This window comes from Pseudomonas sp. 31-12 (assembly GCF_003151075.1).
Taxonomy (GTDB): Bacteria; Pseudomonadota; Gammaproteobacteria; order Pseudomonadales; family Pseudomonadaceae; genus Aquipseudomonas.
In genome coordinates this window covers 1,418,001-1,430,946 of sequence record NZ_CP029482.1, presented here as the reverse complement: position 1 = coordinate 1,430,946, position 12,946 = coordinate 1,418,001, and the positions used below count along the sequence as shown (strand labels likewise).

Below are 12,946 nucleotides of genomic sequence, written 5' to 3'. Positions count from 1 at the left end.
AGGCTTGCCCGCGAAAGCGATCTTGAACCTTATAGGGAAGCCTGACGCACCTGCTTCTCCAGCTCCGCCTTCAACCCCGGCTCCAGCTTCAACTGCCGCGCCAGTTCATCGAGGTAGGACTTCTCCATGAAGCTCTCCTCATCCACCAGCATCACGCTGGCGATGTACATCTCGGCCGCCATTTCCGGGGTGCTGGCCGCGCGGGCGACTTCTGTCGGGTCGAGCGGCTTGCTGAGTTCGGCGTGCAGCCACTGCTGCAGTTCCTGATCGTTGTCGAGCTTGGTGAATTCGCCTTCGATCAATGCGCGCTCGCGATCATCAACGTGGCCATCGGCTTTGGCTGCGGCGACCAGCGCCTTGAGAATCGCCTGGCTATGCAACTCGACCTGCGCAGGTGGCAGACGATCGAGTGTCTGCGGTTCAGTCTTCGGCGCAGTGCCCTGCTGGGCCTGCCAGTTGCCGTAAGCCTTGTAGGCAATGACGCCGAGGGCCGCGAGGCCGCCGTAGATGGCGACTTTGCCGCCAACATTGCGGGCCTTTTTGCTACCGAGCAACAAGCCCATGGCGCCCGCCGCCAGTGCGCCACCGCCCGCGCCGGAGAGCAGGCCACCGAGGCCGCCCGAACCGCCGCTGCCACCGAGCAATTCGCCCAAGCCACCACTGGACGACTTGTTTTGATTTGCGCCGGCCTTGTTCTGCATCAGGTCCTGACCGGACTTGAGTAGTTGATCGAGCAATCCACGCGTATTCATTTTGCCGCCTCCACGAAAGGGGTTAACCGGACACTTAAGGCCACCAGCCTAGAACGAAAGTGCCCGGCGACCGGGGACGAGAGTGCTTCTGGATGTTGCCTGGAAAAACAGAGCCATCGATTAAAGCGATATACACTCAAGCGAATCTATAAAAACCGCCCACCGGTAATTCCCCATGATGACCTTGCGTCAAATCCGCCATTTCATCGCCGTGGCCGAGACCGGCTCGATCTCCGCCGCCGCGCAAACTGCGTTCATTTCCCAATCGACATTGACCCTGGCAATCCAGCAACTGGAGGAGGAGATTGGCGTCGGCCTGTTTAACCGGCACGCCAAGGGCATGAGCCTGACCCACCAGGGCCATCAATTCCTGCGTCAGGCTCACCTGATTCTGGCTACGGTGGACAACGCCAAACGCAGCCTGCAACACAGCACCGACCAGGTCGCCGGGCAGTTGATCATCGGCGTGACCAGCCTCGTTGCTGGTTACTACCTCGCGGATTTGCTCACTCGTTTCCAGCGCGCCTACCCCAACGTCGAGATCCGGGTGATGGAGGACGAGCGCCCGTATATCGAACATTTGCTGGTCAGCGGCGAGATCGATGTCGGCGTGTTGATCCTCTCCAACCTCGAAGACCGCCACGCCTTGCAAACCGAAGTGCTGACTCACTCGCCCCATCGCCTGTGGTTGCCGGCCCAGCATCCGCTGCTGGAACACGACAGCATCAACCTCGCCGATGTGGCCCGCGAGCCGCTGATTCAGCTCAACGTCGACGAAATGGACCGCAACGCCCAGCGCATGTGGTCGGCGGCCTCTTTGCAACCACGAATCACCCTGAGAACGGCCTCGACGGAAGCCGTGCGAAGCCTGGTGGCCGCCGGTTTAGGCGTGTCGATCCAGCCCGACATGACCTACCGTCCGTGGTCACTGGAGGGCGACATCATTGAAGCGCGGCCGATTGCCGACCTGAGCCAGACTCTTGACGTTGGCCTCGCCTGGCGCCGTGGCACCGCGCGCCCGGCGTTGGTTGATCCGTTTTTAACTGTCGCTCGGGAGCAACCCCACGGCGGGCGCAAGCCATCTATTTAATCGAACGCCACCTTCAGTATTTAGAATTTGTCGACCTCGGGCCCGCGCACTAGTCTTGCAGAATCAATAAGACGGCCGGGGCCCCAGTCACTGGGAGCAGCATGGCCACACAAGAAAAGAGAACCCGAAAAATGGCTGGCGCGCAGACCCCGTTGTTCACCGCGTTGTTGATCGATGGCGAATTGGTCGCGGGCCAGGGGTTTGTCGAACCGATCCTCAACCCGGCCACCGGGGAAGTGCTGACCCACATCGCCGAAGCCAGCACCGAGCAAGTCGAAGCGGCCATCCTCGCCGCCCACCGCGCCTTCGCCGGTTGGTCGCGGACCACGCCGCAGCAACGTTCGAACCTGTTGCTGGACATCGCCAACGCCATCGAAAAACAAGCCGACCTCCTCGCCCGCCTCGAATCCCTGAACTGCGGCAAGCCGTTGCACCTGGCTCGCCAGGATGACTTGAGCGCGACGGTCGATGTGTTCCGCTTCTTCGCCGGTGCCGTGCGTTGCCAGACTGGCCAGCTCAGCGGCGAATACCTACCGGGCTACACCAGCATGGTCCGTCGCGATCCGATTGGCGTGGTCGTCTCGATTGCGCCGTGGAATTACCCGATCATGATGGCCGCGTGGAAAATTGCCCCGGCCCTCGCCGCCGGCAACACGCTGGTGTTCAAGCCGTCCGAACACACGCCGCTGTCGATTCTGGCCCTGGCGCCCACGCTGGCAGAGATCCTGCCGCGCGGCGTAATCAATATCGTCTGCGGCGGTGGTGAAGGCGTCGGCAGCCACTTGGTCAGTCATCCCAAAGTGCGCATGGTGTCGCTGACCGGCGATATCGTCACCGGGCAAAAAATCCTCCAGGCCGCGGCAAAAACCCTGAAACGCACGCACCTTGAGCTCGGCGGTAAAGCGCCGGTGATCGTCTGCAACGATGCGGATATTCAGGCCGTGGTCGAAGGCGTGCGCACCTACGGTTATTACAACGCTGGCCAGGATTGCACCGCGGCTTGCCGGATTTACGCACAGGCCGGGATTCATGATCGATTGGTGGCGGAACTCGGTGCGGCGGTCAGCAGCCTGCGCTTTGCCGGTAAACGCGACGCCGACAACGAGATCGGCCCGCTGATCAGCACTCGCCAGCGCGACCGCGTGGCCAGTTTCGTCGAACGCGCCCTCGGCCAGCCGCACATCGAGCGGGTGACGGGCGCGGCAGTGCATTCAGGCGCTGGCTTCTATTACCAGCCCACCCTGCTGGCCGGTTGCAAACAGAGCGATGAAATCGTCCAGCGCGAAGTGTTCGGGCCGGTGGTCACCGTGACCCGTTTCGATCAACTCGAACAAGCGGTGGACTGGGCCAACGATTCGGAATACGGACTCGCCTCCTCAGTCTGGACCCAGAACCTGGACAAGGCTATGCAGGTCGCGGCGCGCTTGCAGTACGGCTGCACCTGGATCAACAGCCATTTCATGTTGGTCAGCGAAATGCCCCACGGCGGCCTCAAGCGTTCGGGCTATGGCAAAGACTTATCCAGCGATTCGCTTCAGGACTACAGCGTGGTGCGGCACATCATGGCCCGCCACGGCCAGCATCTCTGACTACGCTAATAACAAGCCGCTCACGGCATGCTTCACCACGTTCACACCTGCCCCGACCATAATTAAAGAAGAGGGAACCCCCATGTTCGTGCATAAGACCGCACTGCTTAGTGCAATCACCACGGCGCTGCTGGCCAGCGCCAGCCTCCAGGCCGCCGAACCGCTGAAAGCCGTCGGCGCCGGCGAGGGTCAGTTGGATATCGTGGCGTGGCCCGGCTACATCGAACGTGGCGAAAGCGACAAGGCTTACGACTGGGTCACCGGTTTCGAGAAGGAAACCGGCTGCAAGGTCAATGTGAAGACTGCGGCGACTTCCGATGAGATGGTCAGCCTGATGTCCAAGGGCGGTTACGACTTGGTGACCGCGTCGGGCGATGCCTCGTTGCGGTTGATCGCCGGCAAGCGTGTGCAGCCGATCAACACCGCGCTGATCCCGAACTGGAAGAACATCGACCCTCGTCTCAAGGATGGCCCGTGGTACGTCGTCAATAACCAAACCTTCGGCACTCCGTACCAGTGGGGCCCGAACGTCCTGATGTACAACACCAATGTCTTCAAGACCGCCCCGGACAGCTGGAGCGTAGTGTTTGAAGAGCAGACCCTGCCGGACGGCAAGTCCAACAAGGGCCGGGTCCAGGCGTACGACGGCCCGATCTACATCGCCGATGCGGCGCTCTATCTCAAAGCGAAACAGCCGGAACTGGGGATCAACGACCCGTACCAGCTCAACGAAGCGCAATACAAAGCGGCACTGGACCTGCTTCGCAAGCAGCAGCCCTTGATCCACCGCTACTGGCATGACGCGACCGTGCAGATGAGCGACGTCAAAAACGAAGGTGTCGTGGCCTCCAGCACCTGGGGCTATATGGTCAACGGTCTCGTGGCAGACAAGCAGCCGGTTGCCTCGGTCATCCCGAAAGAAGGTGCTACGGGCTGGGTGGACACCACCATGATGCACGCCGACGCCAAGCACCCGAACTGCGCCTACAAGTGGATGGACCATTCGCTGCAACCGAAAGTGCAAGGCGACGTATCAGCCTGGTTCGGCGCATTGCCAGCAGTGCCTGAAGGCTGCAAGGCCAGCGAGCTACTGGGTGCCGAGGGGTGTGCGTCCAATGGTTACGCTCAGTTCGACAACTTGGCCTTCTGGAAAACCCCGCAGGCTGAAGGGGGCAAGTTCGTGCCGTACAGCCGCTGGACCCAGGACTACATCGCGATTATGGGCGGTCGCTGAGTTCTCAAGAGCGACACGGTCGGCTCCCTTTCCCCCTCTCCCCTGTGGGGAGAGGGCTGGGTTGAGGGGTGGTTTTTGACTCCGCCTCGATTCCTGGGAATGACCGACACCGCGGCCCTCACCCCCCGCCCTCTCCCGGAGGGAGAGGGAGGGAGCTAAAAGCAGGTCGCGTACACCGCAACGATTCAGATTTTCCAGATGTCCTGGCAGGGCCGCTGTGACGCCCTCGCCTTTTCGGAGCACCGCACCATGACGCTTGCAGTCCAGTTCACCAACGTTTCCCGTCAGTTCGGCGAAGTGAAGGCCGTTGACCGGGTTTCCATCGATATCCAGGACGGCGAGTTCTTTTCCATGCTGGGCCCTTCCGGCTCGGGCAAGACCACCTGTTTGCGCCTGATCGCCGGTTTCGAACAACCGAGCGCAGGCTCTATCCGGATTCATGGCGAAGAAGCCGCCGGGCTGCCGCCGTATGAGCGTGACGTCAACACGGTGTTTCAGGATTACGCGCTGTTCCCGCATATGAACGTGCTCGACAACGTCGCCTACGGTTTGAAAGTCAAAGGCGTCGGCAAAGCTGAACGCCAGCAGCGTGCCGAAGAGGCCCTCGACATGGTCGCCCTAGGCGGTTACGGCGAACGCAAACCGGTGCAACTGTCCGGTGGTCAGCGCCAGCGTGTGGCCCTGGCCCGCGCCCTGGTCAATCGCCCTCGCGTGCTGCTGCTCGACGAGCCGTTGGGCGCCCTCGATCTGAAACTGCGCGAACAGATGCAGAGCGAGCTGAAGAAGCTGCAACGCCAGCTCGGCATCACCTTCATCTTCGTCACTCACGATCAGACTGAAGCCTTGTCGATGTCCGACCGCGTGGCGGTATTCAACAAAGGGCGCATCGAGCAGGTCGACACACCGCGCAACCTGTACATGAAACCGGCGACCACTTTTGTTGCTGAATTCGTCGGTACATCCAACGTGATTCGCGGCGATCTGGCGAAGCAATTGAGCGGCAATCCAGAGCCGTTTTCGATTCGCCCCGAACACGTGCGTTTTGCCGAAGGCCCGCTGGCCAGCCACGAGATTGAAGTCAGCGGTTTGCTCCACGACATTCAGTACCAGGGCAGCGCCACGCGCTATGAACTGAAACTGGAGAACGGCCAGACCCTCAACATCAGCCAGGCCAACGTGCAGTGGCTGGACGTCAGCGCCCAGCACCAGACCGGGCAACGCATCAGCGCACGCTGGGCTCGCGAGGCGATGATCCCGCTGCACGACAACGCTGTCGGTGGGGTGTGAAATGACCAGCGTGGCTCTCCCTCAAACCCCGGCCGGCGGTTCGCCGTTGCGCAGGTTTTCCAACCTGCTCTATCGCCGACCGAATTTTTACCTGTCGCTGCTGCTGGTGCCGCCGCTGCTGTGGTTCGGCGCGATCTACCTCGGTTCGCTGCTGGTGCTGCTGTGGCAAGGCTTCTACACCTTCGATGACTTCACCATGGCGGTCACCCCCGACCTGACCCTGGCGAACTTTGTCGCGCTGTTCCAGCCGTCGAACTTCGACATCATCCTGCGCACCCTGAGCATGGCCGTCGCCGTCTCGATTGCCAGCGCCATCGTCGCGTTCCCGATTGCCTATTACATGGCGCGCTACACCACCGGCAAGACCAAGGCGTTTTTCTACATCGCGGTGATGATGCCGATGTGGGCCAGTTACATCGTCAAGGCTTACGCGTGGACCTTGCTGCTGGCCAAGGGCGGTGTTGCGCAGTGGTTTGTTCAGTACCTTGGACTGGAGCCGGTTTTGCAGTTTGTGCTGGGCATTCCGGGCGTCGGTGGCAGCACGTTGTCGACCTCGCACTTGGGTCGTTTCATGGTGTTCGTCTACATCTGGCTGCCGTTCATGATCCTGCCGATCCAGGCCTCGCTGGAACGCCTGCCGCCTTCGCTGCTGCAAGCGTCGGCCGACCTTGGCGCCAAGCCGCGCCAGACTTTCATGCAGGTGATTCTGCCGCTGTCGATTCCAGGCATCGCGGCCGGTTCGATCTTCACCTTTTCGCTGACCCTGGGCGACTTCATCGTGCCGCAACTGGTGGGTCCGCCGGGTTACTTCGTGGGCAGCATGGTGTACGCGCAGCAAGGCGCAATCGGCAACATGCCGATGGCCGCGGCCTTCACATTGGTGCCGATCGTGCTGATCGCTATCTACCTGACTATTGTCAAACGACTGGGGGCTTTCGATGCACTCTGAGAAGGCTTCACTAGGACTGAAAATCGCAGCCTGGGGCGGGTTGGTGTTCCTGCACTTCCCGATCCTGATCATCTTCCTGTACGCCTTCAACACTGAAGACACGGCGTTCAGCTTTCCGCCCAAGGGCTTCACCCTGAAGTGGATCGGCATCGCGTTCTCCCGTCCCGACGTGCTGGAAGCGATCAAGCTGTCGCTGCAGATTGCGTCCGTCGCGACGTTGATCGCATTGGTCCTTGGCACCTTGGCGTCAGCGGCGTTGTACCGGCGGGATTTCTTCGGCAAGCAGGGCATCTCGCTGATGCTGATCCTGCCGATTGCGTTGCCCGGGATCATCACCGGGATCGCGTTGCTGGCGACCTTCAAGACGCTGGGGATCGAGCCGGGGATGTTCACCATCATCGTCGGCCACGCGACCTTCTGTGTGGTGATCGTCTACAACAACGTGATCGCCCGTTTGCGCCGCACTTCGCACAGTTTGATCGAGGCCTCGATGGACCTTGGCGCCGATGGCTGGCAGACCTTTCGCTACATCGTTCTGCCGAACCTCGGCTCGGCGTTGCTGGCCGGCGGCATGCTCGCGTTTGCGTTGTCGTTCGACGAAATCATCGTCACCACCTTCACCGCCGGGCATGAACGCACGTTGCCGCTGTGGCTGCTCAACCAGCTCAGTCGCCCACGGGATGTGCCGGTGACCAACGTCGTCGCGATGCTGGTGATGATGGTGACCATGCTGCCGATTCTCGGCGCGTATTACCTGACCCGGGGCGGTGAGAGCGTGGCCGGTAGCGGCGGGAAATAACGAACAACAATCTCCCAATGTGGGAACCGGAACCTGTGGGAGCGGGCTTGCCCGCGATGGCAGTGTGTCAGACATATCAATGTCAAATTTGATGGCCTCATCGCGGGCACGCCCGCTCCCACAGGGGCCCGGTTCCATAGAAGAAAAACAATAGCTTCGAAGAGGACAAAACCATGCAAACCAAACTCTTGATCAACGGCCAACTGATCGACGGCGACGGCCCCGCCCAACCAGTGTTCAACCCGGCCCTCGGCCGTGTACTGGTGGAAATCAACGAAGCCAGCGAAGCCCAGGTCGATGCCGCCGTGCGTGCCGCCGATAGTGCCTTCGAAAGCTGGTCGCAAACCACGCCGAAAGAACGCTCATTGCTACTGCTCAAACTCGCCGACGCCATCGAAGCCCACGGCGAAGAGCTGGCCAAACTCGAATCGGACAACTGCGGCAAACCCTACAGCGCCGCGCTGAACGATGAGATCCCGGCGATTGCCGACGTCTTCCGCTTCTTCGCCGGCGCCAGCCGTTGCATGAGCGGCTCGGCCGGCGGCGAATACTTGCCCGGCCACACCTCGATGATCCGCCGCGACCCGGTCGGCGTGATCGCTTCCATCGCGCCGTGGAACTACCCGCTGATGATGGTCGCCTGGAAAATCGCCCCAGCCCTCGCCGCCGGTAATACCGTGGTGCTCAAGCCGTCGGAACAAACCCCGCTGACCGCGTTACACCTGGCGGAACTGGCGTCGGAAATCTTCCCGGCCGGCGTGCTTAACCTGGTGTTCGGCCGTGGTCCTACCGTCGGTAGCCCATTGGTCACGCACCCGAAAGTACGCATGGTTTCGTTGACCGGCTCGATCGCCACCGGTTCGAACATCATTTCCAGCACCGCCGACAGCGTCAAACGCATGCACATGGAACTGGGCGGCAAGGCCCCGGTGATCATCTTCGACGACGCCGACATCGACGCTGCCGTGGAAGGCATTCGCACCTTCGGTTTCTACAACGCCGGCCAGGATTGCACCGCCGCCTGCCGCATCTACGCACAGGAAGGCATCTACGAAAAATTCGTCGAGAAGCTCGGCGAAGCGGTCAGCAGCATCAAGTACGGGTTGCAGGATGATCCGTCGACCGAGCTCGGGCCGCTGATCACTGCGCAGCACCGTGACCGCGTGGCCGGGTTTGTCGAGCGTGCCGTGGCACAACCGCATATCCGTTTGGTCACGGGCGGCAAGGCTGTGGAGGGGAATGGTTTCTTCTTCGAACCGACGGTGTTGGCGGACGCTCAGCAGGACGACGAAATCGTCCGCCGCGAAGTGTTCGGGCCAGTGGTGTCGGTGACCAAGTTCATCGATGAAGCACAGGTGCTGGGCTGGGCCAACGACTCGAACTACGGCTTGGCGTCGTCGGTCTGGACCTCGGATGTCGGTCGCGCGCATCGCCTGTCTGCTCGCTTGCAGTACGGCTGCACCTGGGTGAATACGCACTTCATGCTGGTCAGCGAAATGCCCCACGGCGGTCAGAAATTGTCTGGCTACGGGAAGGACATGTCCATGTATGGGCTGGAGGACTACACCGTGGTTCGGCATGTGATGTTCAAGCATTAAAAACATCGCCAGCAAGCCGGCTCCTACAGGTGATCGCATTCCCCTGTGGAGCCGGCTTGCTGGCGATGGTGTCACCCCGGTTTCAAGGTAGAAACCGGCACCACGCACCACCAGGTTTCAAAGCCAGAAAACCAAAACAATAACCACCGATCCGGGCAGCGCCATCACGGCCCCGCCACGGTTTCGGACATCCGAAATCTGCCGATTTTCCGGAACTGACACACCATGAGTACACCCGAACTCTCTCCATCCGTTGCCGACAGCGACGCCGAACAACGCGTACACCGGATGCGGAGTGGTACATCAACTACGCGATGGTGTTGAGTACGGCGATTGTTATTGGATTGGGGTTGATCTACATGTGGTTGGCCAAGCCGTATGACCATGGGACGGCGCCGGCGGGGGATGCGTGGAAGGTTAGTCGGTAATTGATTTCGCCCCGGGGCTGGTTGTGGCACCGGGGCGAGTTGTTACGACGTTAGATCGATTGGGGGACGGAAAGGACTTCAAACTCATCCATTAGCAGATGGATTTCAGTACTGGGATTGAGCTCACCGCTGTTAACAGCATCGAGAAGAATTCGAGGAGCAAGCACCCTTGCAGTATTGAAAAGCTCTCCCTTCAACAGATCAAAATGGCTGACATTTTTACCCTTTTCATAATCCTCCATCAGAGGTTGGCCCCTAAGACTTCTGGTCACAAGTTCGCCGGGGGATTTCCCACCTGCTGCAGCGAATGGCTTTCTGTTGTAGCCAAAGTGCAATAGCAACCAAAACTCGAAACAGGGAAAAGACGCTATCACTTTTATCTTCGGATGCGGTTTCGCCAGGTCGACCGCACGGTCGAAGCAAAGATGAGTGTCGCGGTCCAAGGCACAAAAAACCTTGTCGAAGTTTCTTTGCCGGGCAATCGCCCTTTCGACAATCCCACTTGGATGAGTCAGGCCGCAATGGGCAATTTCAACGTGGGCGTTGGCACGAAAATGAAAGGCCGCATCCTCCAGGTATCGCTTTCCTGATTGACTGTCCTCACAAAGGATCAGCACCTTGGGTTGCGGTTTGAACCGCGACTTCTTTCGATCAAACAAGCGTGTCGTCCGCGCCATGGTTACCTCCGCCTGATCAACGGCAAACCACGGTAACGGCCTTCGAAGTACCGCTTCTCAACGTCCTCTCCCTCGCGCCCGTCAAAATCGTGGACGGAAAAAAGACGGGTGGCGCCATTGGCATCACGCTCGGTGATCCAGATTTGATCTCGCCGAAGCATTTGGGTATTCATCAGATGAGTGTCGTGAGTCGTGAAAATCAGCTGGGTGTTCTGCCCACTGTCCAAATGTTTTCCAATCAGATCAGCCACTATTGCTGGATGAAGGCTGCTGTCCAACTCATCGACGGCCAGTATTCCGCTCCCGTCTGTGTGATTGATCATGAACCAGGGCAACCAGAATCCAATCAGGTTTTTTGTGCCACCAGACTCTTCTGAAAAATCAAACTCCGCATCTCCTAGATGACTCGTATGCGTCAGGGTCACTTTGTCTTTTCGCGCCGCCGCGAAGAATTCTTTAAGCGTGAGTTTTCTGCTGGCTGGAGCAGCGTCTGCATCAGAATTCAGTTGAATGTCCGAGACTGGAATATCGACCTCTTTTAGAAAGTCTCTCAAGTCGCACGTGTAGTCCGATGCCATCTGAAGAAACCGGATGGAGGCTGCCGACAATCCCATCATGTTGTTCTGTTCGATGACGAGAAGGCCGGATTGAAACCAGCCAAATGGTTCTCGCAACTGCGCCAGCTCTTCGCTGCTGTTCGCGACAGCCTGTGCAATGAATAACATCTTCGGACTGGTCAAACGCCGCCAGGCATTGTGAACCTCTTTGCCTCCCTCAAGGCTTGAGCCAGACACGTACTGCTCACCCTCCTCCCCCAAACAACGCTGATATAAAAGCGTTTCCTTTCCTTTCGGATAAGAGACCAGGTGTTCCTCGATGATTCGTTGCGCCGTCATGCGCAGTAAAAACCGATAACGGAGTGAGCCTTGAATGAAGTTGTACTCGAAACAACTTGGCTCGTCTTTAAGCTGCGGGTCAAAACGAAACGGGGAAACCGGTAGCGATTCCTCATTTGAGGTCGGAGGCGCAGCGAGCAAGCTTCCCATAATTCCCATCGTCCGGATCAGTGACGATTTACCCGACGCGTTTGGCCCGTATATCGCAGCGATCTTCAGTAAGTCCGGCAGTTTTTCTCCATTCACCGGCGACTTGAAAAGGTTGCGCTTTTTGCTCAGGCGCGGCGTTGCTGCCATGGACAGGGTTTGCTTGTCACGGAAGGAGCGGTAATTGGAAACTGAAAATTCGATCAACATGTAGCAAACCTGCAGTTCGTTCCTGAAAGCGGAAAAAACTATAGGAAAAACCAGGGTGACGATGCTGCTTCAGCGCACTTCAGGCAAAAACAGGAAATTCCTACAGACCAAGCCTTCCGGGGAAGACTCCAATTCCTACAACACGCGGCGCCAGAGTAGACTTGGCGCCGCGAGCGCCTGAACGATAGGCTTTACCTCGTCGCTGCCAAATCAGCGACCCGGGGTCGAAGCCGGTAAATCATCAACATGGCGCATCCGCGCCCCCATATGAACTGGGGCAATTTTTTGCCTTTCAGTTTCGCTTTATGGTGGGCCGTGTGGCGCGGGCCTCTTGGCTTGCATGTTGATCGAGAATGTCCCGACTTCGAACGCCGCACGGTCCGCCACCCATAATCTGTCGAAGGATTAGTGGCGGCTCCCTTTTCAACATGGAGTCGAAAAAATGCTTAAGCACACGCTAAATCCATCTGACACCCATCCTCATTTCATCCCTTCCATCTTCACCCGCCACAACCGCTTCCTTCACGCCTTCATGCAAGACAACCAAGCCTGGTTCTGCGTCCAGGATCTCGGTCGCTTGATGGGCCGTCCGCTGGACCAACGTCTCACCCTGAAACTCGATCCCGATCAACGCCGATACGTCTGGTTGCTGAAGGATGGCAAAACCGTCGAATCGTTGATGGTCAGCGAATCGGGAATGTATGCATTGCTAGTCCACCATTTCATCCCGGAAAACCGAAACCTGCGTCAGTGGCTAAGCAACGAAGTCATCCCAACGCTGCGTGAGTCGGAAGCGGCTGTGGATAACATTCCAAGTCTGAGTTCGTTGCAGTGGGCAGGCATCTCGGTGCCGCTGCTGCACTGGCAGCATCAAGCCTGGATCAAGTGGCGGGACATGCCGGATCTGATGCAGGCACAGCGACCGTTCACGATCGTGGGCACTTGCAGTTGAAGGCAGGGTGAAAAATGAAAAAGGGGCAGACTTTACAGTCCGCCCCTTGGCTTAGCGCTCAAAACCGCGAAACACTCCGCATCGCATCCACCAGATACCGCATCGCAATCCGGTCGTTTTCCGACAACTCTCGATACCGCTCCAACAGCTTCATTTCGTCCGAGCTGAGCCGATGCCTTCGCCGCCCGGTTGCCAGGCAAGGGAAGATTCCCAACATTTCAGTGATGCCTTGTACTTTCGTCATGGACGATGTCCTTCTATAAGCCCGAGAAAACTTCAAAAACCGCATCGCCCTATCCTTTTATAAGTCGCCAGCCTGAAGGGCAGAAACCGGCCAT

At 58.9% G+C, this 12,946-nt stretch carries 12 protein-coding genes; 8 read left to right on the top strand and 4 right to left on the bottom strand.

Translation table 11 applies throughout. From position 1 onward, the window contains the following. Nucleotides 1-29 precede the first annotated feature (29 nt). Nucleotides 30-752 carry a tellurite resistance TerB family protein gene (locus DJ564_RS06510; protein ID WP_109628160.1) on the bottom strand — a complete coding sequence of 241 codons (723 nt, stop codon included), beginning with the start codon at nucleotides 750-752 and terminating at the stop codon, nucleotides 30-32. Nucleotides 753-927: 175 nt separating this feature from the next. Here DJ564_RS06510 and DJ564_RS06505 point away from each other — a divergent pair, with 175 nt between their 5' ends. The 7 genes from DJ564_RS06505 (at nucleotide 928) to DJ564_RS06475 (ending at nucleotide 9,298) form a co-directional block, all read left to right on the top strand. Beyond that, nucleotides 928-1,842, top strand: a complete 915-nt coding sequence (locus DJ564_RS06505) for a LysR family transcriptional regulator (RefSeq protein ID WP_109628159.1) — start codon at nucleotides 928-930, stop codon at nucleotides 1,840-1,842. Nucleotides 1,843-1,943: 101 nt separating this feature from the next. After that, complete coding sequence (locus DJ564_RS06500; RefSeq protein ID WP_109628158.1) at nucleotides 1,944-3,431, top strand: gamma-aminobutyraldehyde dehydrogenase; 1,488 nt, start codon at nucleotides 1,944-1,946, stop codon at nucleotides 3,429-3,431. An 82-nt stretch (nucleotides 3,432-3,513) separates the two neighbouring features. Further along, nucleotides 3,514-4,665, top strand: a complete 1,152-nt coding sequence (gene ydcS, locus DJ564_RS06495; RefSeq protein ID WP_109628157.1) for a putative ABC transporter substrate-binding protein YdcS — start codon at nucleotides 3,514-3,516, stop codon at nucleotides 4,663-4,665. 249 nt (nucleotides 4,666-4,914) lie between these two features. Then, the gene (locus DJ564_RS06490; protein WP_109635958.1) at nucleotides 4,915-5,952 is read left to right on the top strand and encodes an ABC transporter ATP-binding protein; all 1,038 of its coding nucleotides are present in this window, start codon (nucleotides 4,915-4,917) and stop codon (nucleotides 5,950-5,952) included. Nucleotide 5,953: 1 nt separating this feature from the next. Continuing rightward, a complete protein-coding gene (locus DJ564_RS06485) occupies nucleotides 5,954-6,901 on the top strand; it encodes an ABC transporter permease (protein ID WP_109628156.1) in 948 nt (315 codons plus the stop codon). Beyond that, on the top strand, nucleotides 6,891-7,700 hold the full coding sequence (locus DJ564_RS06480) for an ABC transporter permease (protein WP_109628155.1): 810 nt from the start codon (nucleotides 6,891-6,893) through the stop codon (nucleotides 7,698-7,700). The genes DJ564_RS06485 and DJ564_RS06480 overlap by 11 nt, the downstream gene beginning before the upstream one ends. Nucleotides 7,701-7,873: 173 nt before the next feature. Further along, nucleotides 7,874-9,298: a gamma-aminobutyraldehyde dehydrogenase gene (locus DJ564_RS06475; protein WP_109628154.1), complete on the top strand. Its 1,425-nt coding sequence runs from the start codon at nucleotides 7,874-7,876 to the stop codon at nucleotides 9,296-9,298. A gap of 478 nt (nucleotides 9,299-9,776) precedes the next feature. On the opposite strand, the gene DJ564_RS06470 is transcribed toward DJ564_RS06475, so the two are convergent. Next, nucleotides 9,777-10,403 carry an RloB family protein gene (locus DJ564_RS06470; RefSeq protein WP_109628153.1) on the bottom strand — a complete coding sequence of 209 codons (627 nt, stop codon included), beginning with the start codon at nucleotides 10,401-10,403 and terminating at the stop codon, nucleotides 9,777-9,779. A gap of 2 nt (nucleotides 10,404-10,405) precedes the next feature. Further along, nucleotides 10,406-11,656, bottom strand: a complete 1,251-nt coding sequence (locus tag DJ564_RS06465) for an ATP/GTP-binding protein (protein WP_109628152.1) — start codon at nucleotides 11,654-11,656, stop codon at nucleotides 10,406-10,408. Between the two features lie 442 nt (nucleotides 11,657-12,098). On the opposite strand from DJ564_RS06465, the gene DJ564_RS06460 reads away from it, so the two are divergent. After that, complete coding sequence (locus DJ564_RS06460) at nucleotides 12,099-12,608, top strand: Bro-N domain-containing protein (RefSeq protein WP_109628151.1); 510 nt, start codon at nucleotides 12,099-12,101, stop codon at nucleotides 12,606-12,608. A gap of 58 nt (nucleotides 12,609-12,666) precedes the next feature. On the opposite strand, the gene DJ564_RS06455 is transcribed toward DJ564_RS06460, so the two are convergent. Continuing rightward, on the bottom strand, nucleotides 12,667-12,852 hold the full coding sequence (locus DJ564_RS06455) for a hypothetical protein (RefSeq protein ID WP_010462962.1): 186 nt from the start codon (nucleotides 12,850-12,852) through the stop codon (nucleotides 12,667-12,669). Nucleotides 12,853-12,946: the final 94 nt, after the last annotated feature.

Bases quoted from the DNA above. Each gene is read 5' to 3' on its own strand.
- DJ564_RS06470 (WP_109628153.1), bottom strand. From the start codon at position 10,403: ATGGCGCGGACGACACGCTTGTTTGATCGAAAGAAGTCGCGGTTCAAA.
- DJ564_RS06490 (WP_109635958.1), top strand. From the start codon at position 4,915: ATGACGCTTGCAGTCCAGTTCACCAACGTTTCCCGTCAGTTCGGCGAA.
- ydcS (WP_109628157.1), top strand. From the start codon at position 3,514: ATGTTCGTGCATAAGACCGCACTGCTTAGTGCAATCACCACGGCGCTG.
- DJ564_RS06480 (WP_109628155.1), top strand. From the start codon at position 6,891: ATGCACTCTGAGAAGGCTTCACTAGGACTGAAAATCGCAGCCTGGGGC.
- DJ564_RS06475 (WP_109628154.1), top strand. From the start codon at position 7,874: ATGCAAACCAAACTCTTGATCAACGGCCAACTGATCGACGGCGACGGC.
- DJ564_RS06455 (WP_010462962.1), bottom strand. From the start codon at position 12,852: ATGACGAAAGTACAAGGCATCACTGAAATGTTGGGAATCTTCCCTTGC.
- DJ564_RS06465 (WP_109628152.1), bottom strand. From the start codon at position 11,656: ATGTTGATCGAATTTTCAGTTTCCAATTACCGCTCCTTCCGTGACAAG.
- DJ564_RS06500 (WP_109628158.1), top strand. From the start codon at position 1,944: ATGGCCACACAAGAAAAGAGAACCCGAAAAATGGCTGGCGCGCAGACC.
- DJ564_RS06510 (WP_109628160.1), bottom strand. From the start codon at position 752: ATGAATACGCGTGGATTGCTCGATCAACTACTCAAGTCCGGTCAGGAC.
- DJ564_RS06505 (WP_109628159.1), top strand. From the start codon at position 928: ATGATGACCTTGCGTCAAATCCGCCATTTCATCGCCGTGGCCGAGACC.
- DJ564_RS06485 (WP_109628156.1), top strand. From the start codon at position 5,954: ATGACCAGCGTGGCTCTCCCTCAAACCCCGGCCGGCGGTTCGCCGTTG.
- DJ564_RS06460 (WP_109628151.1), top strand. From the start codon at position 12,099: ATGCTTAAGCACACGCTAAATCCATCTGACACCCATCCTCATTTCATC.